Here is a 23,659-nt window from a genome sequence, read left to right on the forward strand (position 1 = left end):
CGCCCGTCAGATCAGCGCACCCCTCGGAAGCCGAGGAAATCCTCGAGAGCGGTTTGAACCGCCTCGGGATTGTCCTCGTGCAGCGTGTGGAATGACTCGGGGATCTCAACGTACCGGCCGTCGCGCAGCTCCGCCGCCATCCGCTCCGCGACCTCGGCGTCGAGCACCGGGCTGAATGCGCCGCGCAGGATGAGGGTCGGCGCTTGAATGTCGCGCACGATCTGCCACCAGTCGATCTCGGCGCCGATGCCAGAGCGCTGACGGATCGTCGGGCTCCACTTCCAGACAAGCGCGCCGTCTTCGCGCCGCTTCAAGCTGTGGGAGACAACCCAGCGGAAATAATGGATGCCCGGATAGGGATTGCTCCGATGGAGATGACGAGCAGCATGCTCAATGCTCTCCCACGTCTCCGGCTCGGGCGGTCCCGCCATTTCGCTCGCTCGGCGGCTCACTTCCGGACCGATATCGATCACCACAAGCCGCGTCACTCGATGAGGCCGGGTCGCAGCGTAATACATCGCATTGCGTCCGCCCATTGACAGCCCGATCAGGATCAGCCGCTCGATCCCGAGCTGGTCGAGAATGCCATCAATGTCGCTCGCCGTGAATGTCGGACCGTACTGATCGGCCGGGTCGCTGTCCCCATGGCCGCGCTGATCCAGCGCCAGAACACGAAAATGCGGCTGAAGCGCGATCGCTAAGGTATCCCACGCATGGGCATGGGAAGCGAACCCGTGAAGGAGAAGGAGCGGCTCCCGCTCCTCTCCTCCCCAATCAAGGAGGTGGAGCTTCAGGCCGTTGACGAAAAAATCGCGCTCAATCGGCGCGAGGAGGTTCACCTCTTCCTCCGCACGTAGGCACTCCCACCAATGGTACCAGACCGAGCGGAGGAGCGGCGCTCACCTCCGGCCGACGCTCGGCCGCGGCCGGCGAGGTGGAGGCAGCGGTGAGGACGCCGTCCACGCCCGTCCGCAGGCAGGACAGAGGCTATAACCGCCGGGGACCGCCCGCCCGCAGGCCGCACACACCCATAGCCCAAGGTTGACCGCCATGACCGTCCTCCACGAGTCGGGAGCTCGGATCGACACCTGGCGCCTGCGGCAGTATACCAACCAGCCAAGCAAGGGATCAACGCAGCAGGCGGTCCTTCACTTCACCGAGCACAAAAATCCGATCAATGACGTAGCAGCCGCCAACGGCCGATGTTCATGCCATCGCGAACGGGCGCGTGCGGCGCCGGCTGCTGCTGGGAACGCCCCCATCACCCGCCAGCGAACTGGGCTGACCACTGAAGCGTAGCGGCGCTCCCCCGTCCGGAACGAGGCGAGCAGCGCCGCCGGGACCGGTGCTGGGCTGTGGCAGACGGCATGACAGCTCCCGCGCGCAGCAGCGCGCTCTTCCCTCATCCGGCTTCTCGCGCCGCAGGTGACACTACGGCTGCTGCAGCGCAGCTGCTCCGCCTCGGCGCGGCGCTTCCCGCATCCGCCATTGGCGCAGCAGGGGAGCCGCCTTAGAGCACTCTCGCGCCTAGGAAAGCCGGGCAGTCTTTGGCCGTATCAGCGGTTCTGCTGCGCAAGCCGGCGCTGCTGGGCGGTCTTTTCCTTCTCGATCCGGTCTTGGGCCCAGAGCTGGCGATCAGAGGTGATCCGATATTCGATCACATTCTGACCGTTCTTCTTCTGCTCATCGAGCCAGCGGGAGAAGGCATTGCCCCGTATGGTCTCGAGGGTCTCGCTGTCGAGTTCGCGGACTTGCGGTCCGTCCAGCCGCTGGAGCACCCAGTAGCCCAAGCGCGTGCTGAAGGGGCCTTCGATGCCAGAGCCAGTCAAACCGAAGGCTGCTTTATCGAAATCGAGGTCTTTGACCCCGCGGGCCACCCAGCCCAGGTCGCCGGCTTTGTCGCGCGACATCGAGTCGAGCGATTTCTCCGCGGCAAGCTGTTCCCACGACCCGCCGTTTCGGAGCTGCTCGAGCACCTCCCGCGCCTCCGACTCCTGCGAGAGGAGAATGCCGCGGAGATGCACCTGCTCGGCGCTGGTCGGCACCTCGGCTTTCAGCTTCTCTTCGAGTTTCTGGCGCAACAGGCGGGTCCGTACTTGCTCGCGATACTCGGCGTCCGACAGGCCCGAGAAGGAGAGAACGTTGCGGTACCGCTCCTCAAAGGGGGCCGGGACCGGCGTCGGAGTGGGCTGCGGTGTCGGCGTCGCGAACGGGTCGGCCGGCCCCATCGTCGGCTCAGGGGTTGGGGCGGGAAGCGGTTCGAGGTCTTTGCGCAGCTGCGCATCAACCTCTTCCGGCGTGACGACGATGCCCATCTTCGGCGCAAGCTGGCGCACCAGTTCATCATCGACCCAGTCGAAGACGATCTGCGTCGGCAGCACTGAGCGCTGGCTCGCGATCTGCTGCGCAAACTGCTGCCCCCCGAACTGATTGAACAGGTCGGCCTGCGAGTCGATCTGCCGCTGGCGGTAGCGAAGCTGGCGGATGTAGTCATCCATCTTGAAGCCGACCCCGTTGACCCGCGCGATCTCTTCTTGGCCCCGGGCGACTACTTCGCGGTAGTAGCCGAAAAGCGGGATCGCGACCACCAGGAGGATGGCGACGACGCTGAGAGCGATCGCAAGCTGCTGCAGCCGTCGCTCGCGCTCCCACCGGGAGGCGTACCGATTGCCCCGACGTTTTGTCGCCTCGGGGCGGCGAAAGAGGTTACGAAGGCGGCTGAGGAACCCGGAGGAGGTCGGTGTCGGTTGCACGGTTCATCTCGCCCTTGACGCGGCAGCGCGCCGCATCCTTTTAACTCAGCCTACGGCTCAGTCTCGCCGGTTGGATTGGCAGCAGCCGGCGCGCTCTCGTCAGCAGGCTCTTCCGCGAGGTCTCCTTCAAGCACCTCTGCAGCCTCGCCTTCTTCCACCTCGCGGAGAGCGGCCGCCGGCCGGCGCTCATCTCGAGCGCGCCGCCGCTCCTCAGGCGGTCGGACCCCCACTCCTCCCGACCAGCGGATGTGATCGCCCGTGAACGGCAGCATGGCCAGCAGGCGAGCGCGCTTGATCGCGGTTGTCAGTTTGCGCTGATGCCGCGCGCAGGTGCCCGTCTTGCGACGAGGCTCGATCTTGGCACGGTCGGTAAGAAAGCGCCGCAGCTTCGACGGGTCCTTGTAGTCGATGACCAGATTCTTGTCCGCGCAGAAAGCGCACACTTTCCGGCGCGCCGAGTAACGCCGATAGCCATCTCCACGCCGGCTTTTCGCCTTCTGGCGCTCTGTCGTCACGCTGTTTTCCATCGCGACAATCCCTCGCTTCTTTTCGCCTCTTAGTAGTCACTCTCGTCGGCGTCGGCGTCGTCTCCAGACGGGAACTCCCCGCTGCTGAGAGGCGGGCGCCGCTGGCCGAGAAAGATCACATCGGTCGCCACCACCTCGAGCACCTTGCGCGCTTGGCCATCAGGTCCCGCCCAGGTCCGAGTTTGGAGCTTGCCTTCAACGTAGACCCGCTGTCCTTTCGTCAGCTGCTGGTCGCAGCGCTCAGCAAGTTTGCTGAACGTTACCACTTGAAACCATTCGGTCTCTTCGCGCCGCTCGCCGTCAGCTCCCGTCGCCAGCCGATTGACGGCTACATTGAACGTTGTTACCGGCTTGCCTGCCGGCGTATAGCGAAGCTCCGGGTCCTTCCCGAGATTCCCGATGATCATCACTTTACAGAGCCCAGCCATAGGTTCCTCGCCGCGAGCTCTTCTTCCTCAGCCAAACGCCAGCGCCTTACCTCTTGTCTAACCGAATGACGAGATGCCGAAGCACATCTTCGGAGATACGAAGCTGACCTTCGATCTCTTTCGTCGCATTAGGCGGGCAGGAAAAGTTTGTCAGCACATAGATCCCCTCACGATGGTGCTGGAGGGGATATGCCAAGCGCCGCCGACCCCAGATATCAGTCTTCTGGACTGTTCCTCCACGGCTTTCAATCAAACTCGTGACACGACCGACCGTTTGATCGATCTCCTCATCAGGAATTGTCGGCCGCAAGACGTAGACCATTTCGTAGTTAGGCAAACTGGGCCTTCCTCCTCACGGGTTTACCCTTGCCACTGCAGGGCAAGGGCGAAAAGGATGCGCCGGCCCGGAGGCCGGCGGGTATGCGCGAAACAGTCGGCTCGCAAACGAAGTATATCAGATGCGTTTGGCTATCGCGGCGGGATCACTCTCAGCGCTTTATCCGCTCTCTCTTATCAATGGCTTAGAAACTGCTCGTACCATTTGAATGTGTTAGGGAAATGAACACCAAGGAGCGCCTTCCATGCAGGAGCTGGAACAGCAACCACTCTGGAGCAGCAGCACGCCGGCATCGCCGCCGCCGATGCCGCCGGCAGCACCGCCAGCCCAGCCACGGACGAGTGTCTGGAAACCGCTTGGCATCGGGCTCCTGATCGGAACCCTTCTGATCGGCGCGCCAATCGGCGGCATCACTGGAGGAGTAGCAGGCAGCTTCCTCGCCTCGCGGGCCGCAGCCGGCCGAGCGAGCACTATTGCCGTGCCCAATCCGGTGCAGGTGCAGGCGGTCGCCGTCGCCCCCAATTCCGATCTCACCGCCATCTACGAGCGCGCCGTCAAGTCGGTCGTTCAGGTGAATGCGCGCGGCGGACGCGGCGGCGGGATCGGGTCCGGCTTCGTTATCGACCACGAGGGCCGCATCCTGACCAACAACCATGTCATCGACGGCGCAAGCCGGATTACCGTCCGCTTCAATGACGGCACCGAGATCGAGGCGCGCGTTCTCGGGCGCGACCCGGCCGGCGATTTGGCGCTTCTTCAGGCGCGCGTGCCGGCAGAAGTGCCGCCGCTGCCGCTCGCCGACTCCGATCTCGTCAAGCCGGGTGAAGTCGCTGTCGCGATCGGCAGTCCGCAAGGCCTTGGCTATTCGATCACGGCGGGGATCGTCTCTGGCATCGACCGCACCGCCGGCTCCGGCAGCGGGCGACCGCTGAGCGGTCTGATCCAGACCGACGCCGCGATCAATCCCGGCAACTCTGGCGGTCCGCTCTTGAACGGCCGCGGCGAAGTGATCGGCATCACCACGCTCGGCAGCACCGGCGTTCAGAACATCGGCTTCGCTGTCCCGATCAATGCCGCAAAGCGCATTCTTCCGCGGCTGATCGCCGGGGAGGTGATCCAGCACGCCTGGCTCGGCATCACCGCGGCGACGGCGCAGCCAAACAGCAGCGGGGTCGAAATCGCAGAGGTGATCGCCGGCTCGCCCGCTGCACGCGCCGGCCTCAGCCGCGGCGACATCATCACCTCCGTCGCGGGCAAGCCGGTGCGCGATGTCAATGAACTGCGCAGGGTGCTGGAAGAGCAGCGGGTCGGCCAGACGGTCACCGTCGAGTTCACGCGCGGGGGGCGACCACAGTCAGCGCAAGTGACGCTCCAAGCGTGGCCGACGACCTCCTAGCCGACAAGCACGCCCGCCCAAAGAGAGCGCCCCGCCGGCACTCCCGAGCGGGGCGCTCAGTTTCGAGGAACGCGACGGTTAGGCAAAGCCAAAGGTCGGCGCCGGCTCACCTCGCCAAGCAGGGACGGCGACGCCGAGGATCACTTGGTCTCGCCAGACATCGTACTGAATGCTGACCACGGTCCCGTCCCGCTCCCGATAGATCACGTCACGGCCGCCATACGTTCCCAGCCGGTCACCGGAACGGATCAATTCGCCGGGACGAAAGATCCGCGCCCCGCGTCCGTCGAGGTAATACCACGCCACATCGTTCACATCGGTTCCCATCATCGCATCACTGCGCGCTTTCGGCGCCATCTCTCTTGCATTATCTCGACAAGTATGGAGGCATGACGTAAGGAAGGGGTTTGACTTCTGTAAACAACTGGTAAGGGCTCTACTCTGCAGGGAGAAGATATTCCCGCAGAATCCAGCCCACGTTGCCGCGCGGGTCTTTCACGTTGCGCCAGACCCTCCCATCGAACTGGCGGTCTGGGCCCACAATCTCGAGGACAGAACCATCCGGCCAAGCGACGATCCCGCGGGCTTGGAGACTTGGCTCCGGCCGCAGGTAGGCGCCGAGCCCGTCGGTGTTGCCGATCTTGACCCGGATGACCGCCGGCGTCGGACTGGGAACTGGCGTCGGCGCTACCTGCGCTGCTGCAGGAGTTGGGGACGGCGCAGCGGTGTGCGGTCGAGCGAAAAGGGTCGCAAAGGTCACCGCGCTGAGGACAACCAGCAGCAGGAGCGAGGCGCCTGCCATCGCGACACCCCCCGCGACCTTGCTCAGGGGAAGCGGCCCGAGATTCGGAAGCGGCGCTATCTGGAACGTCGCGCGTCTCGGCTCCCAGAAATCGAACAGCCGGCGGCTGCAGGCGAGCTCGGTCCGGTTGACAACCTGCCGCTCGCGCACCGTCTTCAGCTTCGGATTGACGCACCAACCGAGAGCACGCACGGGCGACCGCCGGAAGTGGCGGCAGGTGCCACATTCTCGTCGAACGGCCATCTCGGCGCCTCTCTTCACCCACTGCGATTCTAGAACCGAGCAAGCAGCGGAACAACCACCTTCAGGCCTTGCGGCGCAGGCAGGCATGCGCGCGATTCCACGGATTTTTCCTCGTGAAGTGCTAGCAATCGCAGTCCGTCCGGACTAGGCTGTTCGCCGCAGACAACCGCCGCGTCGCACTTGGAGGGGCCTACGGCATCGTACGCGTCGTATCGAGGCTTCGGATCGCGCGGGAGCGACCTCCGCCGCCGCGTTGCGCTCGCCTTCATCGCAATCCTGTCGGTCGTGCTCCTTTTCGATCTCACCGCCTCCGGCGCCCTTGCCCGCATCGCCGGCCCAGACTCGACTCAATACGGATGGGCGATGCACGAATTTGCGCTGCGCGAAGCGCCGCGGATGACCTCGCCCCGGGTGCAGATGGTGCGTCCGGGCACGCGGCTGAAGCTGATCGACAGCGCCGGAGGCGAGATCCTCGACCCAAGCGGGCCTTCTCCCTCGAAATGGTATCTCGTCAAACCTGCCGATGGCGGCGAGGCGGGCTGGGTCTACTCCGGCTGGATCCGCCGCTAGGCCTCGAGGTACTCCTTTGTCGAGGGCAGCGCGCCAGCGCGCCGCGGATCTTCGGTCAGAGCGTCGGAGAGCGCGCGCGCGAGGCCTTTGAACGCCGCCTCTGCCCGGTGATGGTCATTGCCGGGGACAAGCAGCCGACAGTGGAGATTGAAGCGCCCCTCAGCGGCGAAGCTCTCGAGAAAATGCGGGATCAGGTCGGTCGGCAGCGACCCCAGCCGGTCCGTCGCGAACGGCAGGTCGATCACTGCCTTGCCTCGGCCGCCCAGATCAACCGCAACGAGGACTAAGCACTCATCCATCGGCATGATGCTGTGGCCCATGCGGCGAATCCCTTTGCGGTCGCCTGCCGCCTCAAGGAGGGCCTGCCCAAGCACAATCGCGACATCCTCGACTGTGTGATGCGCATCGACGTGAAGGTCGCCCGAGGCGCGGATCGTCATATCGATGCCGCTGTGCCGCGCAAGCTGGGCGAGCATGTGATCAAGAAAACCGATGCCAGTTGCAATGTCGGCATGGCCGCCGCCATCAAGATCGAGGCGCACTTCGACAGTCGTCTCGGCCGTCGTTCGGCGGCGTTCTGCCACTCGGCGCGGCGCACTCATCAGGCGGCAACCTCCTCCGGCAGGATGGTCGCGAGCGCGGCTGCCAGCCGGTCGGTATCTTCAGGCCGCCCTACGCTCACCCGGAGCGCATTCGCGAGCAAGGGGGTATCGTAATACCGGACAAGCACCCCCCGACGACGCAGCGCATCGCGCAAGGCGCGCGCGCTGGCGCCGACGACAGAACAGAAGATGAAATTCGCCGCGCTCTCGACCGGACGAAGATAGGGGCAGGCGGCGAGGGTGGCGGCCACGCGGGCGCGCTCGGCGAGCAGAGCGCCGATCGTCCGGGCACGATAGTCGGCATCGTCGAGGGCAGCACGGGCAGCCACCGCCGCCGCCACATTGACGTTGTAGGGCGGTTTGATCCGCAGCAGGGTCTCAGCAACGACCGGCGGGAAGACGCCGTAGCCGACCCGAAGGCCTGCCAAGCCCGCCCACTTGCTGAAGGTGCGCAAGAGGAAGACGTGGTCGTAGCGCGCGGTCAGGTCGAGCAGCGTTGTGCCGCTGAACTCGGCGTATGCCTCATCGATCACGAGAGGGACGCCCAGCTCAGCCAGCGCCACCGCGCTCGCGCGATCGAGGGGCGTGCCGGTCGGGTTGTTCGGCGCGGCGACCCAGATCAGCTTAGTGCGCGGCGTGATGGCAGCGCGAACCGCCGCCACGTCGACAGTGAAATCCGGGCGCCGCGCGACCGGGCGGTAGACCGCGCCGGCATTCTCGATCGAGAAGCGGTACATTCCGAAGGTCGGCACTAGATCAATCGCCTCGTCCTCGGCAGCGAGAAAGAGCCGGCAGAGGAGATCGATCAGTTCGTCGGCGCCGGCGCCCAACACGACCCGCTCCGGCGCCGTTCCGAGGTAGTCAGCGACCGCCCGCCGCAGGTCGTTATGGAGCGGGTCGGGGTAGAGGTGGTAGCCGCGGTAGGCCGCGAGCGCTTCGAGCACGCGCGGCGACGGCCCGTACGGATTTTCGTTCGCGTCGAGCTTCGCGATCTGGTCGGCAGGAATGCCCAGCTCAGCGCTGAGCGCGGCGAGCGAAGGCACCGGATGATACGGCTCTGCCGCGCGCAAGTGCGGGCGCATCAGCCGCGCGAGGTCAAGCTGGGTCTGGGTCACGCCTCCCGCTCCGCGCGAATTTCGACCGAGCGCGCATGGGCCGTCAATCCTTCCGCGCGCGCGAGCGTCGCGGTGGCCGGGATGAGCGCCGCCATCTTCTCCTTGCTGAGCGCGATCACGCTGATCAGCTTGACAAAATCATCGACGGTGAGGGGCGAATTAAAGCGCGCCGTTCCTCCCGTCGGCATCACGTGGCTCGGCCCTACAACATAATCGCCGAGCGCTTCCGTTGAATGCTCGCCGACAAACACCCCCCCCGCATTTTTGACCGCCGGCAGCCACTGCCACGGGTCGCGCAGATGAAGGCAGAGATGCTCAGGACCGTACTCATTCATCAGCGCGAACGCTGTGGCGAGGTCGGGGGTGACGACGATCCCGCCGCGGTCAGCGACTGCAGCGCGCGCGATTGGCGCCCGATCGAGCTGCGGCAGCTGGCGTTCGATCTCCTTGGCCGTCTGCTCGGCGAGGACGCGCGAGTCCGTCAGCAGGATCGGCTGGGCTAAGATATCGTGCTCGGCCTGCGCGAGCAGGTCCGCGGCGCAGAGCGACGGGTCGGCGTGGCCATCGGCGATGATCATCGTCTCCGTTGGGCCAGCGAGCGCGTCAATCGCGACCAGCCCATACACCTTCCGTTTGGCAAGAGTGACAAACAGGTTGCCCGGACCGAGGATTTTATCTACGCGCGGCACGCTCTCCGTGCCGAACGCCAGCGCGCCGATTGCCTGCGCGCCGCCGACCCGAAAGATCCGATCGACCCCGGCGATATCTGCCGCGACCAGCGTTGTCGCCGGGAGAGAGCCGTCCCGCCCGCAGGGCGACGTCAGCACAACCTCGCGAACCCCGGCGACCCGCGCCGGAACTGCGGACATAATCACCGTTGAGGGGTAGGCTGCTGTGCCGCCCGGCACGTAGATGCCGACGCGATCGAGAGGGCGGATGAGTTGACCGTAGCCCTCCTCGAAGTCGATCCAGCTGTTCCGCCGCTGCCGCTCATGGAAGGCGCGCACCCGCGCTGCCGCGAAGCGCAGCGCTTCAACGACGGCGGCGTCGAGGGCCGCGTACGCGCGCTCGATCTCGTCGCGCCCAACTTCAAGCGAGGAAAGGGCGACACCGTCAATGCGGCGTGCAAGGTCAATCAAGGCATGGTCGCCATCGACTCGAACCGCGGTCAGGATCCGGTCGACAACTTCGTCGGCGCTCAGTTCCTCGCCCCACTGCTCGCGGATGCGGGCACGCACGCTCTCGGGGAGGGCAACTGCCTCCATCGGCGTGCGCTCGATGAGCTGACGGCGCGCCTCAGCGAGGTCGACGAACACGCGGATGCCGCGCTCAGTGGTTGTCATGCTTCGTCCTCAAGACCGCGCGCGCACCGGCGCAGCGGAAGGAAGGTCTAACTCGTCAAGCAAGCGCTCGTAGTGGAGAGAACGGCTTTCGAAGACATAAGTCGCCGGGAGGACGGTCACGCCGCTGCCTCCAACCGCCCGCAGGTGTTCGACCGCCTCAAGCAGGAAGTCCTCGCGGACGACGATCGCAACGGCGTACCACCGGTCGGGGCCTTGGCCATACACCCGGCTCACCGTCGGCCCGGCGAGGCCCGCAAGTTCGGGCCGCGCCCAAATCTGCTCCGCCACCTGCTCTTCGGACTCCCCGCGAATATTAGCGGTGATGCGCAGAAAGCCGGTGGCGCGGCGGCGCGCCTCGATCAGTTCGAGAACTTTGCGGACCCCTGCTAAGCGTTCGGGGCAGGCGCGCAGCGTCCGCCGATTGGCGATCAGGCAGGCTTGGGAGCGGAGGATCGTCCCGCCGATGATTGTCTTCAAATGGTTCTCGCGGAGGGTGGTGCCGCTTGAGGTGAGGTCGGCGATCAAGTCTGCGTTGCCGATATTCGGCGCTGCCTCCATTGCTCCCTGCGAGTCGACGAGCGTGAAGTGCGTGATCCCGTTCTGCAGCAGAAACTCGCTCGTCAAGTTGCGGTACTTCGTCGCGATCCGGAGGTCGCGCCCGCGCTCATGGAATTCAAGCGCGACATCCGCGAGGTCCCCGATAGTCGTCACGTCGATCCACGCATCGGGAACGGCGAGCACCAGTTCGCAGTTGCTGTAGCCGAGATCGTCGATGACGATGACGAGGGAGTCGCGGCCGCGCTGGCTCTCGCGAACGTTGTTCAAGCCGGTGATCCCGATGTCGGCGCTGCCGTCCGCCACTTGGGTAACGACATCATCGACGCGCTGAAAGACGACGGACGCGTTCGGCACGGCCGGGATCGTCGCCTGATACTGACGAGGATTTGGGCGCAAGACGGGCAGGCCGGCTGCGGCCAAGAAGCTGAGCGTCGGCGCCTCCATCTCGCCTTTGCTCGGCAAGACGATGCGAAGCGAGCAGGTCATGCGCAGCCTGCCCGCGCCGCCGCGAAGGCGCTCGCCGTCTCACGCAGCGCCTCAGCGAGAGCGTTGACGTTATAGGCAAAGCCGGCAGCAGGGACATCGGGGCCGCCGAGCGCGCGGACCAGCCCATCGTAGCGTCCGCCGCCGCAGAGGGGCTGCCCACCGTCGTGGGGATGACGGATGTCGAAGACAAAGCCCGTGTAGTAGCCCAACTCGCGCGACAGGCCGAAATCGACGTCGATTTCCTCTACTCCCCCGCGCCGCGCGGCAGCGACCAACGCCTCTAAGTCGCTCAAGGAAGGAGCAGCGAGCCCCTCGGCGGCAAGAAGGGCGCGCGCCCGCTGGATGGTCGGCTCGGCCGCGCCGTGAAGCGCGGCAAAGCGGCCGGCAAACTGCAGCGCTCGCTCGACCGTCGCCGGGTCGTCCCAGCCGCCCAGCTTGCGCAGCAGCCGCCCCACAATCTGATCCGGATGGCGGCCGCCGAGCAGGTCGATATTCATGCTGCTGAGCAAGCCGCGCACAACGGTCCGCGCCTGCTCGTCGCCAAGCCCTTGGATCGCCTGTTTTACTTTCGCGGCATCGGGGTCACTCGCGGTCAGGCCAAGCTCATTGAGGCGTGTTCGCAGCTCCTCTCGTCCCGCTGGCAGCCGCAACCGGTCGATCCCCGCCACGATCGTCGCCGTCGTCCGCTCTCCGAGGCCGAACCCGCCTATCGCCTCACCGAAGACCCCGACATGCCCCAGAACGAGCCGCCATCCCCCAACGCCGAGCCGGCGCAGGCCGCCCGCCGCCAGCCCCAGCAGGTCGGCATCGGCTTCCACGCCAGACAGCCCGATCGCCTCCACGCCGGCCTGAGTCCAGATCCGCATCTCCGCCCGCGGATCGAAGCGGAACACTGGACCTGCGTAGTGCCAGCGGACCGCTGCGCCGGCAGGCTGAACGCCGGCGAGGTAAGCGCGCACCGCCGAGGCAGTGAACTCCGGGCGCAGACTGACGCGGGTGCCGTCCGGCTCCACAAAGGAGTACAGCCGAGTGAGGAGCCCCCCGCCTCCCTTGCGGACGTAGAGTTCGGTCGGCTCAATGATCGGCAGCTCAACCCCAGCGTATCCGTGCTCTTCAAACCACGTCCGGAACGCATCGAGAATTCGCTGGCGAGCAGCATGCTCCGGCGGCAGATAATCGCGGGCACCACGGACACGATTCACGAGGACGGCACTCCCGACCGAGGCTGCTCAGTCGTTTCCATTTGACCGATTGTACCGGCGCGAGGCGCTCGCAGACAAACAGTGGGCGCCGGTCGCGTTCCCGAGTATGCAGCGGCGTCTCCCTTAGGTGAAGCGGCGGACGATGCCGCAGCCGGCAGTCCCCCTGCACTCTGCGACCGCGAAGAACGGACAGGAACATGCGGGCCGCTCCGGCAAGCGGCGCCCGCCGAGAGGCGCCACGATGGGCGTGCCGCGTCGGAACGGCCGTTCGTCGGCCGCGGCCGGTTTCGGCCAGAAGCGGAACTTGTCGTCAGCCGCCGAGCCGTTGTGTACGATTCAGCGGCCTTCTCGGCCCCTGGAGGCTTCGTGCTCCCGCGAGCGCCACTCATCGCGTTGCTACTTTCGACCCTGCTTCCTGTCTCGGCCGGCTGCCAGCCGACACCGTTGCTCTCCGGGGTCGCGATCTCCGCGCCGGTGATCTCGCCGAATGGCGATTCGATCGACGATGAGGCGATCATCACCTATACCGTCGGCCGCCAGGCGTTTGTCTCTATTCTCTTCCGAGATGGAGCGGGACGCGAGTACCTCTTCCGCGACCGGGAGCCTCGCTCGGCCGGCAGCTACCAGGCGCGCTTCAATGGCGTTGCGCCGGTCGATGACGGCAAGGCGACGCGGCGCGTGATGCCGGACGGCCCGTACACCTTCACTGTCATTGCCGAAGACCTCGCCGGCGAGCGGGCCGAAGCGACGGGACAGGTCACCCTCGTCAACGGCGACCATCGCCCGGTGATGATCACCAACCTCGTCCTCTCCCTCCCCGGCGCAGCAGGGCAAGTGGCAACCCGGAGCGCCGAGGTCGTCGAGATCTCGCCGAACGGCGACGGCGTGGATGACGAGGCGATCATCTCCTACGGCATCTCAAAAGACGCCGAGGTGGTCGTGTTCGCGAAGGATGCAAACGGGCGGGTGATCCTGATCGACGAGCGCACGCCGCGCAAAGCGGCGCTCTATACCCATTACTGGAACGGAACTGCCAGCGGCCGGCTTGTTCCCGATGGAGCGTACACCATCCACGTCCAAGCGTTCGACAAGGCGGGCAATGTCTCTGAGGAGGTCCGCACCCTCGTCGTCCGCGGCGCTGGCAAACCCGACCTGCGGATCACCCGGGTTGAGTTCACTCCGACTGCGATCCCCATCGGGGGAACGCTCAACGTGACGATCCACGTCCGCAATTTCGGGGAGGTGCCGATCAAGACGATGGGGCCGCCCCCCGGCACCCACTACCGGACCGACCAGACGTTCAACTACTGGACCGACGAAACGGGCACGCCCAAGTACTACGAGCGTCCCGGCCGCTGGCGCGTCGCTGTCAGCTGGAATACTGCCGGTAGTCCCTATCCCATCCGTTGGGGGCTGTTCGAGGACCTCGACCGCGAACTGCTGCCCGGCGAAGAAGCCGTCATCACCGGGACGATCACGGTCCTGCCCCGTCAGCGCGAATTTCGTGTCTGGGCAGCGGTCGAGCAGGGCGGCGTCGGCTTCCCCGGCGGCGAAGTGGGACTCAAAACAATTATCGTCAACTACTGATGCTCGATCTCGCCGTCGTGATCGTCTCGTACAACACCCGCGAGCTGCTGCGCGGCTGTCTGCGCTCGCTCGCGGCCGATGCGCCCGCCGAGATTTGGGTCGTCGATAACGGCTCGAGCGACGGCTCGCGGGAGATGGTGCAGGCGGAGTTTCCAGCCGTTCACCTGCTCTGCCCCGAGGAGAACCTCGGTTTCGCGGCCGGAAACAATCTCGCGCTCGCGCAAACCCGGGCGCGCTACGTCTGCCTGCTCAATCCGGACACGGTGGTGCACGACCGGGCGCTGACCGTGCTGGTCGAGTTTCTGGAGCGGACGCCGGACGCAGCGGTCGCCGGACCGCAGCTGCTCAACCCCGACGGCAGCTACCAGCACTCGGCCTTCCGCTTTCCGGGGCTCGCGCAAGCCGTCCTCGACCTCGTGCCAGTCCCGCCGCGGCTGCTCCACAGCCGGCTGAACGGCCGCTATCGTCAGGGCGGCACAGTCCCCTTCGAAATCGATCATCCGCTCGGCGCCTGCTTCGTCGTCCGGCGCGCTGTTATCGACGAGGTGGGTCTGCTCGATCCTGCCTTCTTCATGTACTGCGAGGAGGTCGACTGGTGCTGGCGGATCAAACGTGCAGGCTGGCGGATCTTCGCTGTGCCGGCCGCCCGAGTGACCCACTTCGGCGGCCAGAGCACGGGGCAGCGGCGCGACGAGATGTTCGTCGAGTTGTACCGCAGCCGCCTCCTGCTCTACGACCGCTACCACGGCCCGCTCACCCGCCGTCTCTACCGCTGGCTGGTCCGCTGGGGGATCGGCGACGAGCGTTTCAGGAAAGCGGCCTCCCCGCGCCGCGCCGACGCGGAGGCCGGAACACCGGCTACGGCAGACGAGCGGCTGCGCGAGGCACCCCCGGCCCCGCCTGCCGCCGAGCGTGCAGAAGGAGGCAGACTACCGCTATGACTCCAACGCCCCGCGTGACCGGCGCCGTGATCGCGCGCGACGAGGAGACAACTATCGCCGGCTGCCTCCGCAGCCTCGCCTGGACGGACGAGCTGCTGGTGATTGATAGCGGCAGCCGAGACCGGACGGTCGAGATCGCGCGCCGTAGCGGCGCGCGCGTTGAGCACCGCCCGTTCACCAACTTCGCTGAGCAGCGCAATGCCGCGCTCGACTGGGCGGAGACAGAGTGGGTCTTCTTTCTCGATGCCGATGAGCGGATTAGTCGGCAGCTCGCCGCCGAGGCGCGGGCCGCGCTCGAGCGGCCGGAGGCAGGGTTCTGGATCCCGCGCCGCAATATCATCCTCGGCCACCGGATGCGCGGCGGGGGCTGGTGGCCGGACAAGCAGCTCCGCCTGCTCCGTCGCGAGCGCGCGCGCTACGACCCAGCCCAGGGCGTTCACGAAGTCGCTCGCCTCGACGGTCCTGCTGGCGAACTGACGAGCCCGATCATCCACTACAACTATCGGCACCTCCGCCAGCTGTTCGTCAAGCAGTGGCGCTACGCCCAGCAGGACGCGCTCGACCGCGTTCGGCGTGGCGAGCGGGTGCGTCCGCATCATCTGCTCGCCCAGCCGGCGCGTGCCTTCCACCGGCGTTTCATCCAGTGGCACGGCTATCGCGACGGTCTCCTCGGCCTCTTCCTTGCCGGGCTGCTCGCTTGGTACGAGCTGGTAACGCTGCTTCTGGTGCGGCGCTTGGAGCAGAATGCCTGATGACCCTCGATCTGTCGGTCGTGATCGTCAACTGGAACGTCCGCGACCTGCTCGACGCCTGCCTCGCCTCGCTCCACGGTCGCGCCGCTGATGATGCGCCGAACGAGATCATCGTCGTTGACAACGGCTCGCGCGACGGTTCCGTCGCGATGGTGAAAGCGCGCTATCCGGGTGTCCGGCTCATCGAAGCGCCGCACAACCCGGGCTTTGCGGGCGGTACGAACCTCGGGGCGAGCGTCGCCTCGGGCCGCGCCCTCTTTCTGCTCAATCCGGACACCGTCGTCGAACCGGGCGCGCTCCGGCTGCTGACGCGGGCGCTCCGCAACGACCCGACGCTCGGCGCGGTCGGGCCGCAGCTGATTGCAAGCGACGGCTCGACACAGTCGTCGCGCCGCCGCTTCCCAACTCCGGCGACGCTCTTCGTTGAAAGCACGCCGCTGCAGGGCGCGCTGGCGCGCCGAGCGATCCGCCGCTACTACTTCGATGACGTGCCGCCTTCCGCGCGCGCGCAGCCCGACTGGCTTGTTGGCGCGGCAGTGATGATCCGGCGGAGCGCCTGGGACGACGTTGGACCGCTCGACGAAGGCTACTTCATGTATTTCGAGGAGACGGATTGGTTCCGCCGGGCAGCCGCTCGGGGCTGGCGCGCCGCCTATATTCCCGAGGCGCGGGTCATCCACCATTCCGGGAAGAGCAGCGAGCAGAACATCGCCGCCCGTCACCTTCGCTTCACGGCGAGCAAGCTGCGGTATGCCGAGCGCTATCACGGCACGGCCCTCGCCCGCGTCCTTGGGGTGTGGCTGCGGCTCCTCTTCCTCGAGCAGCTGGCCGAGGAAGCAGGAAAGTGGGTGCTCGGCCACAAGCGGCCGCTCCGCACTCGCCGGATCAGTGAACTCAGCCGCGTCGTGACGAGGCGATGGAGCCGTGAAGCGAGCGTCTCTGCTGGGTAGCTGATGGCAACCGTCTGCATGGTAACAGGCGAATACCCGCCGATGGTCGGCGGCATCGCCGACTACACGGCGCGGCTCGTCGCTGCGCTGCGGGAGAGTGGTGAGACTGTCGCGGTGCTGACCGACCGCCGGGCGCTCGCGAGCGGAGCGTGCCACGGGGTCGACGCCGTACCTGGCTGGGGGTTCCGCCGCCTTCCTGCCGTCATTCGCGCTATTCGCCGCCGCGCGCCCGATCTTGTCCATATCCAATATCAGGCCGCCGCCTACGCGCTGCGCGGCGCGATCAGCTTTCTTCCTGCGCTTCTCCGTCCCACCCCGTGCCTCACCACCTTCCACGACACCCGCCAGCCGTATCTTTTCCCCAAAGCAGGGCCGCTCCGCCGCTGGGCAAACGCCGTCCTTGCCCGCGACTCGCGCGCCGCTCTCTGCACCAACGCCGCCGACTGGCAGGTCATCGCCGGCTACGGCCAGCCGCTGGTCCGCCTGATCCCGCTTGGGAACAATGTGCCCCGCCAGCCCGTGACCGCGCGCGAGCGGCAGGCGGCGCGGGCACGGCTCGGCGCGGATGAGAACGACCTGCTCGTCGGCCATTTCGGCCTGATGGGCGCAACAAAGGGCGTCGAGACGCTGATCGCGGCGGTGGCGGCGCTCCCCCGCGCTCGGCTCGCCTTCATCGGCGCAGCAGCAGGAGCGAGCGACCCTCAGAACGCGGTCGCGGCCGAACGCGCGCGGGCGGCGATCGCAGCGGCCGGGCTGGAGCAGCGCGTGGCGTGGTCGGGGAAGGTTCCGCTCGCCGAGCTGTCGCATCTCCTCCAAGCGTGCGATCTGGTTGTGCTCCCCTACCATGATGGCGCCTCGTTCCGGCGGACGACGCTGATCGCTGCGCTCGCGAACGGCTGTGCGACGATCACGACGGCGCCGCCGCCAGGGTCACGCGCCCTCGCCGCGGTCGCGGGACTGCCGGAGCTCCGCCATGGCGAGAACCTCTGGCTTGTTCCTCCCGGCGACCCGCGGGCGCTCGCCGAAGCGATCCGCTTTCTTGGCGAGCAGCCAGCAGCGCGAGCTCGGCTCGGCGAGGCAGCGGCGCGGGCAGCAGCCGCTTTCGATTGGAAGAGGATTGCCGAGCAGCATCGGCAGCTTTACCGAGAGACGCTCGGCGGGGACCGATATGATTGAGCGGACCGCCATGCAGGCAGAGCGCGCGCGTGTGGTTCGACCCTTTTTCCGTTCGGAGCGCGGCCGCCGTGCGGACGATGGCCGCTAACGCTGCCCCCTCGGCGCTGCAGCGTCCTGCGGCGCAGCGGGCGCGCTCTGGCGCGGCTGCGGCGCGCGCGCTTGATGCCGCGCTCGGCCTAGGCGCAGCACTCCTCGCCCTAGCGCTCTACGTTCGGACACTGCTGCCGACGGTGGGGATCGGCGACACCGCCGAGTTCCAGTATGCGCTGACGACGCTGACGGTACCGCATCCCACCGGCTATCCGCTCTATGTCTTCCTCGGCAAAGCGTTCACTTTTCTCCCCTTCGGCAACGAGGCGTACCGCGTCAATCTGCTCTCTGCCGTCTGCGCCGCCGGCGCGGTGGGGATGGCCTACGTCTTCGCTCGCCTCGTTGGGGCGCGGCCGCTGCCGGCTGCAGTCGGGGCGCTTGCTTTTGCCGTCGCCCCGGCGAACTGGTCGTGGGCGACGATCGCCGAGGTGTACGCGCTCCACGTCTTCTTCGTCGGCCTAGTGTTCGTTCTCTTTGCCCTGTGGGCGGTCGGCCGGGTCGAGCTCTGGGTTGCGGCTTTTGTCCTCGGGCTCAGTTTCGGCAACCACCGCGGCATGCTGCTCGTCGTCCCGGCGCTCGCCGTGCTCTGGTTTGTGGTCCGGCGGCCGCGGCCTCGCGACCTGCTCCGCCGCTACCGGCCCGACTGGCGCGTGATTATCGCCTTTGCGCTCCCGTGGCTGCTCTATCTCTTCATCCCGATCCGCGGCATCCCCGGCTACGACAGCTGGTGGGAGACCCTCAACTACGGCGCCTCCGGCTCGTCGCTGATCGCCCAGATCATTCTGATGAGCCGCGACCCCGTCGTCTCAGCACGAGACTATGTTTTCTCGATGCTGCCGGCACAGTTTGGGCTGCTGACGCCGCTCGCTGTCGCGGGGCTACCGCTGCTCGCCGCCGGCATACCGCGCGGCGGGGTGGTCCCAGCGCGCTGGGCCGCGGTGCTCATCGGCGTCGGCTGGGCTGGCATTCTCGCCTTTCACATCCCCGTTTACGGCGGCGACATCACCGGCTTTATGGCACCGACCTTCTGGATGCTCGCAGCATGCCTTGCTGCCACGCTTGAAGCGCTGGGCCGCGGCGGCGGCGCCCTCCTCAGCCGGGGAATAGCGGCGCGCCAGTCACGGCGCCTCAGCCCGCTCGCCGGAGCGGCCGTCGCGGCGATCGCCTTCTGGGTCGGCCCGCGCGCCGTCGGAGAAGCGAACTTCCCGACCCAGGATTTGAGCGGCCATGTCATGCACGAACTGCGGGCAACCCAATTGCTCGAAGCGCTCGATCCCGGCGCGATCCTCGTCCTCAACGACGATTGGCTTCAGATCTGGCAGCTCAAGTACCAGCGCTACATCGCCGGCGTCCGCCCCGACACGATCGTCATCCACGGCGAGCCGGAGCCGATCCTCCGCGCCGCGCTCGCTGAGGGACGGCCGGGCTATTCGATGAACTACGTGCCGGGCCTTGCTGCCGAGGGGCGGCTGATCCCGGTGCTCGGCTTCTGGCGCGCCCTCGAGCAGCCGGTGAACTATCAGCTGCGGCGCACGAGCGATATCGTCTTCGGCGATGCAATCGAACTCGCAGCGTGGTCGACGATCACCGACACGTTGCAGCCCGGCGGATTGTTTCCGCTCGTGCTGGAATGGCGGGTGCTGAAGGATGTGACAACCGATTACGTGGTCTTCGTCCACCTCCTTGACGCCGCCGAGCGCAGCCCGGCCGGCTGGGACTCGCAGCCGCTGCGGGCAGAGAACCCGACGTCTCGCTGGAGAGCAGGTGAGCGCCACCTCGACCCCCACGGCTTGCTGCTGCCGAAGAACCTGCGGCCGGGCCGCTATATGGTCGAAGTCGGTCTCTATCCGGAAGGGTCCACCGACCGGCTGGTCGCGAAAAGCCCTGCCGGCCCCCCCGCCGACCGCGCGCTGCTCGGCCCCTTCCGAGTCGGGATCGGCACGCCATCGGTCGCGCCGGCGACGCCTGCTCATGTCTCTGTCAGCGGCATGCTCACCCTGATCGGCTACGACCGCTCGGAGCGCACCGACCGCGGGACGCTTCCCGTCACCCTCTATTGGCGCGCCGACGCCGTTATGGACCTCGACTATACCGTCACGGTCCAGCTGCTCGACGGAGCGGGGCGACTGGTCGCTCAGCGTGACAGCCAGCCCCTTGACGGCAGCTACCCAACCACGATCTGGCGCCCCGGCGAGGTGGTCCCAGATCCGCACCGGGTCCCGGTGGCGGCCCTTCCGCCCGGCGATTATCGCCTGATCGCGGCGGTCTATGGCCCTGGCGGCGCGCGGCTTCCCGTCGGCGAAACCGACCTTATCGATCTCGGCCTGGTGCGCCTGCCATGACGACTGCCAAGCGACGGGCAGCCGCAGCCCGACAGGCGCGTCGAGGGCGCCATTGGTCGAACGTCATCCCAGCGATCCTGATCATCCTGCTTGTCGGTGCGCTGCCGCTCTGGCTGCTCGCCGGGCGCGTCGAACTGAGCGAACTGGCCGGCTCGACGGTGGGAGAAATCGCCGTCTCGGCGCAGCCGACGGTCCGCTTCGTCGGCGCAGCAGATGGTCTGCGCTGGGTCGACGTTCGCGCCCGGCCGGCCGAGAGCGCCCCGGCAGCCATCCGCACCACGCTGATCGACGAGCGTCAGCCGGAGCGCCCGGTCGCGCGGTGGACGGTGACCCTTACGGGGCCGGGACCAGTGTGGATGGAAATGCCCCCGATCGCCCGCTCGGCCGGTGTTCCGTATCGCGTCGTCGTCGAGCCGGCCGCACCGGAACAGCCGGAAGTGTTTCTCCGCCTCGTTCTTGATCGGGAAGGGCAGCCTATCGTCGCGGTCCAGCGGTTCTACCGCGTCTCGCCGCTCACGTGGCTTGTCGTCATGGGCTCGCGACTCAGCGAAGCCGGAACGCTGATCCCCGTCCTCGTTGCCGGCGGAGCCCTCATGACGCTGTTCTGTTCGATCTTCGGCCTGCTCCTCTGGCGCTTCGGGTGGCCGGGAGCGCCGAGCTGGACGCTGGTCGGGCTGCTCGCCGCCGCGTGGGGCGTCGTCGCCATCCACGCCGCTGCCTCGGCTCAACTCTGGGCCCAGCTCACCGTCGCCTGGCCGGACGGATGATGAGCGCTGCAGCGTCCCCGCGCACGGTGCCGGCCGAGACGGCGGTGGCGGCGCGCCGGCCGTCGAGCGTCGGCATCATCGCCTGGGCGGCGGTTGGGCTTGTTCTTGCCGGTTTTGCGCTGCGGATCGTCGCGACGGGGGAGCCCTCCTACTGGGGCGACGAGATGGTGAGCGTCACCGTGGCGCGGATGCCCGCCGCGGCGATCCCCGGCTGGCTCGCCGAGAACGACCCCCACCCGCCGCTCTATTACCTCGCGCTCCACGGCTGGGTGCGCCTCGCCGGCGAGCGCGAGCTGGCGACCCGGGCGCTCTCGGCGCTGCTGGGCGCGCTCGCGATCCCGCTCGTCGGCGCGCTCGCCCGGCGGCTGCTCAGCCCGGCTGCCGCGGTTGTCGCGATGACCCTGATCGCCCTGAACCCGCTCCAGGTCGATCAAGCGCGCGACGCCCGCATGTATCCCCTCCTCGTGGCACTCACCCTCGGCGCGACCCTTGTCCTCTGGCGGCAACTCAGCCGGCCAAGCGTCGCCGGCTGGACGGCCTACGCCCTTTTGGGTGCGGCAGCGCTCTACACCCACTACTACGGCGGACTGGCGCTGATCGCCCACGGCCTGTGGGTGCTGACGCTGCTCCCCGCAAACCGCCGCATCGTGCTCCAGTTCGCCGCTGCTGGGGCAGGGATCACGCTGCTCTACCTCCCGTGGCTGCTCCCTGGCCTCATCGTCATTACGGCGTACGAGGGATACGGCTGGGCGACCGGCGAGAGCGGCATCGGGTCGTGGCCGCAGGCAGTGGCACGCTGCCTGCAGGTCTTCCTCACCGGGCCATGGACCCCTGATGCGCCGTGGAACAGCGTCGCCGCCGGTTTCGCGGTAGCGCTCGCTGCCGGCGGAGCGGTCGCCGCCTTCCGCTGTGACCGCCGCGCCGCGCTGCTGCTGACGCTGCTGCTGCTCGTTCCCATCACGATCATCTATGTCGCCTCGCTCCAGCGGCCGCTCTTCATGCCCCGCTATCTGATCATCGCCAGCCCCGCCTTTCTGCTACTTGCTGCCGCCGTGATCGCGGCACTGCGCGGCTGGCTCGCGCCGGCGGGTGTCGCCCTTGCTGCGAGCGTCTTGCTCGTTCAGGGGGTGGGGGTCGACCGCCTGCTCACCGATCCCCGCTATGCCAACGCCGATTGGCGCGCTGCGGCGCGCTTCGTCGCGGCGCGCGAGCGCCCGAATGACGGCATCGTCTACGGTCACGACGGCATGAAATGGCTGTTCGGCTTCTACCATCCTGGCGGGCCTGGGGAGTATATCCCGCCCTTCGCGGGGAAAGAGCGGCGGCAGGAGATCGAGGAAATGCTGCGGCGCTTCACTGCCGTTCACGAGCGCGTCTGGTTCGTGCCGTGGTGGAACAGCGACACCGACGTCATAGTCGAGCGCTGGCTGACGGACAATGCGTATCTCGCGCTCGACCGCTGGATCGACCGCAGTGTCCGACTCCTCCTGTTTGCCTCCCCAAGCGGCACCGCGCCGCTGCAGCCGAGCGGCACCGCCTTCGGCGGCATCCTCCAGCTTGACAGCTGGGCAATCGACCGGACCACAGCGAGCCAAGGCGACGTGCTGCGCGTTGACCTTCGCTGGATGGCGCTCGAGCCAGTCGAGGAGGAGGTTCGCCGGCTGCTCGTGCTCCGCGACCGCGCGGGGCGCCGCTTTGCCGTCAGCGACCGCGCCCCGCGCAACGCCCCGACCGCCGGCTGGCCCAAGGGGCGCGCCTTGACGGACCGGGTCGGGCTGCTCGTTCCGCCGGGAACGCCGGCGGGCGAATATGAACTGGCGGTCGGCCTCTACGCCGCTGCGACCGGCGCGCCGCTCGTCCCGACTGCCCCCGCGCCGGGCGGACTGCTGCGGCTGGGGACTGTTCGCGTCAGTGCCGAGACGCCGCGCTTCGACCCGGCCGCGGTCGATGCCGACCGACCGCTTGCCATTGAGGTGGAGCCCGGCATCCGTCTCGTCGGGGTGAGCGTGGCGCCCGGCCCGCGCCGCCAAGGCGACCGGCTCGAGATCACGACCTTCTGGCAGCCGCTCGCCGACGGGGCCGCAGCGACGATCCGCCTCGGCCTTGCCGACCGCGCCATCGCGAGCCGCGTCGGCGGCCTGCCCGCTGGCGCGGTCGAGCGGCGCGACCTTACGCTGCGCGTTCCGCCAACCCTCCCTCCCGGGCGGTACGCGCTCTGGGTCGCCGGCGAGGGCAGCCGGGTCACCATCGAGACGATCGAGGTTGTGGCGGCGCCCCCTCTGCCGGCCCCCGCGCCGCCTGCCCAGATCATTGAGGCGCGGTTCGGCGACATTGCGACCCTCGTAGGCGCGACGATCCGGCGCGAGGGCGGGGCGACCGAGGTGCGGCTGCTCTGGCAGGCCGAGCGCGAGGTCGACCAGGAACTGGCCGTCTTCGTCCACCTGCTCGACGAGGCCGGCCGGATCGTCGCCCAAGCGGACGGCCTGCCGGCGAACGGCGCTGCCCCGACCAGCCGCTGGACGCCGGGGCTGCGCTTCGACGACATCCGCCGGATCGCCTCGGATGCGCCTGGGCGGATCATCGTCGGACTCTACGACCCCGCGACCCTTGAGCGCGTGCCGACGGGCAGCGGCGACAGCGTGCAGGTTGCGCCGTGACCGCTAGCCGAGCGAGCGGGCATCGCCTAGATTCC

At 67.5% G+C, this 23,659-nt stretch carries 21 protein-coding genes and 1 pseudogene; 11 read left to right on the forward strand and 11 right to left on the reverse strand.

The genetic code is table 11. The annotated features are described in order from the left end of the window. Positions 1-11: 11 nt before the first annotated feature. Entirely contained in the window at positions 12-839 is an 828-nt protein-coding gene (locus NZ773_08715; protein ID MCS6802006.1) for an alpha/beta hydrolase, read from the reverse strand. Positions 840-1,050: 211 nt separating this feature from the next. On the opposite strand from NZ773_08715, the gene NZ773_08720 reads away from it, so the two are divergent. Next, positions 1,051-1,299 (forward strand): hypothetical protein, encoded by a 249-nt coding sequence (locus NZ773_08720; GenBank protein MCS6802007.1) that lies wholly within the window; start codon positions 1,051-1,053, stop codon positions 1,297-1,299. Positions 1,300-1,556: 257 nt separating this feature from the next. On the opposite strand, the gene NZ773_08725 is transcribed toward NZ773_08720, so the two are convergent. The 3 genes and pseudogenes from NZ773_08725 to ssb all read right to left on the reverse strand — a co-directional run bounded on the left by NZ773_08725 (position 1,557) and on the right by ssb (position 3,708). After that, positions 1,557-2,753, reverse strand: coding sequence for a SurA N-terminal domain-containing protein (locus NZ773_08725; protein ID MCS6802008.1), 1,197 nt, complete (start codon positions 2,751-2,753; stop codon positions 1,557-1,559). Between the two features lie 263 nt (positions 2,754-3,016). Further along, positions 3,017-3,280, reverse strand: a pseudogene (gene rpsR, locus NZ773_08730) (30S ribosomal protein S18). A gap of 29 nt (positions 3,281-3,309) precedes the next feature. Then, complete coding sequence (gene ssb, locus NZ773_08735; GenBank protein MCS6802009.1) at positions 3,310-3,708, reverse strand: single-stranded DNA-binding protein; 399 nt, start codon at positions 3,706-3,708, stop codon at positions 3,310-3,312. A 581-nt stretch (positions 3,709-4,289) separates the two neighbouring features. Between ssb and NZ773_08740 the strand changes: the two genes are divergently transcribed. After that, positions 4,290-5,441, forward strand: a complete 1,152-nt coding sequence (locus NZ773_08740) for a trypsin-like peptidase domain-containing protein (protein ID MCS6802010.1) — start codon at positions 4,290-4,292, stop codon at positions 5,439-5,441. 78 nt (positions 5,442-5,519) lie between these two features. Here NZ773_08740 and NZ773_08745 read toward each other — a convergent pair whose 3' ends face one another. Together NZ773_08745 and NZ773_08750 are read right to left on the reverse strand one after the other, a co-directional pair. Continuing rightward, on the reverse strand, positions 5,520-5,798 hold the full coding sequence (locus NZ773_08745) for a hypothetical protein (protein ID MCS6802011.1): 279 nt from the start codon (positions 5,796-5,798) through the stop codon (positions 5,520-5,522). 79 nt (positions 5,799-5,877) lie between these two features. Next, on the reverse strand, positions 5,878-6,486 hold the full coding sequence (locus NZ773_08750) for a hypothetical protein (protein ID MCS6802012.1): 609 nt from the start codon (positions 6,484-6,486) through the stop codon (positions 5,878-5,880). 285 nt (positions 6,487-6,771) lie between these two features. Here NZ773_08750 and NZ773_08755 point away from each other — a divergent pair, with 285 nt between their 5' ends. After that, positions 6,772-7,056: an SH3 domain-containing protein gene (locus NZ773_08755; GenBank protein MCS6802013.1), complete on the forward strand. Its 285-nt coding sequence runs from the start codon at positions 6,772-6,774 to the stop codon at positions 7,054-7,056. Here NZ773_08755 and hisB read toward each other — a convergent pair. From hisB to NZ773_08780, 5 genes are read right to left on the reverse strand one after another with little or no spacing between them, the layout of a single operon-like run. Next, entirely contained in the window at positions 7,053-7,658 is a 606-nt protein-coding gene (gene hisB / locus NZ773_08760; protein ID MCS6802014.1) for an imidazoleglycerol-phosphate dehydratase HisB, read from the reverse strand. The two genes, NZ773_08755 and hisB, sit on opposite strands and share 4 nt — an antisense overlap. Next, entirely contained in the window at positions 7,658-8,773 is a 1,116-nt protein-coding gene (gene hisC, locus NZ773_08765) for a histidinol-phosphate transaminase (protein MCS6802015.1), read from the reverse strand. Before hisC ends, hisB begins: the two co-directional genes overlap by 1 nt. Beyond that, a complete protein-coding gene (gene hisD, locus NZ773_08770; GenBank protein MCS6802016.1) occupies positions 8,770-10,116 on the reverse strand; it encodes a histidinol dehydrogenase in 1,347 nt (448 codons plus the stop codon). Before hisD ends, hisC begins: the two co-directional genes overlap by 4 nt. A 9-nt stretch (positions 10,117-10,125) precedes the next feature. Beyond that, positions 10,126-11,160, reverse strand: coding sequence for an ATP phosphoribosyltransferase (hisG, locus tag NZ773_08775; protein ID MCS6802017.1), 1,035 nt, complete (start codon positions 11,158-11,160; stop codon positions 10,126-10,128). After that, positions 11,157-12,362, reverse strand: a complete 1,206-nt coding sequence (locus tag NZ773_08780; protein ID MCS6802018.1) for an ATP phosphoribosyltransferase regulatory subunit — start codon at positions 12,360-12,362, stop codon at positions 11,157-11,159. Before NZ773_08780 ends, hisG begins: the two co-directional genes overlap by 4 nt. A gap of 393 nt (positions 12,363-12,755) precedes the next feature. Between NZ773_08780 and NZ773_08785 the strand changes: the two genes are divergently transcribed. From NZ773_08785 to NZ773_08820, 8 genes are read left to right on the forward strand one after another with little or no spacing between them, the layout of a single operon-like run. Then, entirely contained in the window at positions 12,756-13,949 is a 1,194-nt protein-coding gene (locus NZ773_08785) for a hypothetical protein (protein MCS6802019.1), read from the forward strand. Next, on the forward strand, positions 13,949-14,890 hold the full coding sequence (locus NZ773_08790; protein MCS6802020.1) for a glycosyltransferase family 2 protein: 942 nt from the start codon (positions 13,949-13,951) through the stop codon (positions 14,888-14,890). Before NZ773_08785 ends, NZ773_08790 begins: the two co-directional genes overlap by 1 nt. Further along, positions 14,887-15,642: a glycosyltransferase family 2 protein gene (locus tag NZ773_08795; protein MCS6802021.1), complete on the forward strand. Its 756-nt coding sequence runs from the start codon at positions 14,887-14,889 to the stop codon at positions 15,640-15,642. The genes NZ773_08790 and NZ773_08795 overlap by 4 nt, the downstream gene beginning before the upstream one ends. Further along, on the forward strand, positions 15,642-16,592 hold the full coding sequence (locus NZ773_08800; GenBank protein MCS6802022.1) for a glycosyltransferase family 2 protein: 951 nt from the start codon (positions 15,642-15,644) through the stop codon (positions 16,590-16,592). Before NZ773_08795 ends, NZ773_08800 begins: the two co-directional genes overlap by 1 nt. Positions 16,593-16,595: 3 nt before the next feature. Continuing rightward, entirely contained in the window at positions 16,596-17,768 is a 1,173-nt protein-coding gene (locus NZ773_08805; protein MCS6802023.1) for a glycosyltransferase family 4 protein, read from the forward strand. 29 nt (positions 17,769-17,797) lie between these two features. Further along, positions 17,798-20,200 carry a DUF2723 domain-containing protein gene (locus NZ773_08810; protein MCS6802024.1) on the forward strand — a complete coding sequence of 801 codons (2,403 nt, stop codon included), beginning with the start codon at positions 17,798-17,800 and terminating at the stop codon, positions 20,198-20,200. Continuing rightward, complete coding sequence (locus NZ773_08815) at positions 20,197-20,967, forward strand: hypothetical protein (GenBank protein MCS6802025.1); 771 nt, start codon at positions 20,197-20,199, stop codon at positions 20,965-20,967. The genes NZ773_08810 and NZ773_08815 overlap by 4 nt, the downstream gene beginning before the upstream one ends. Then, positions 20,964-23,624 (forward strand): glycosyltransferase family 39 protein, encoded by a 2,661-nt coding sequence (locus tag NZ773_08820; protein ID MCS6802026.1) that lies wholly within the window; start codon positions 20,964-20,966, stop codon positions 23,622-23,624. Before NZ773_08815 ends, NZ773_08820 begins: the two co-directional genes overlap by 4 nt. The last annotated feature ends 35 nt before the right edge of the window (positions 23,625-23,659 follow it).

It is taken from the genome of Dehalococcoidia bacterium (assembly GCA_025054935.1).
In the GTDB taxonomy this organism is placed as follows: domain Bacteria; phylum Chloroflexota; class Dehalococcoidia; order SpSt-223; family SpSt-223; genus JANWZD01.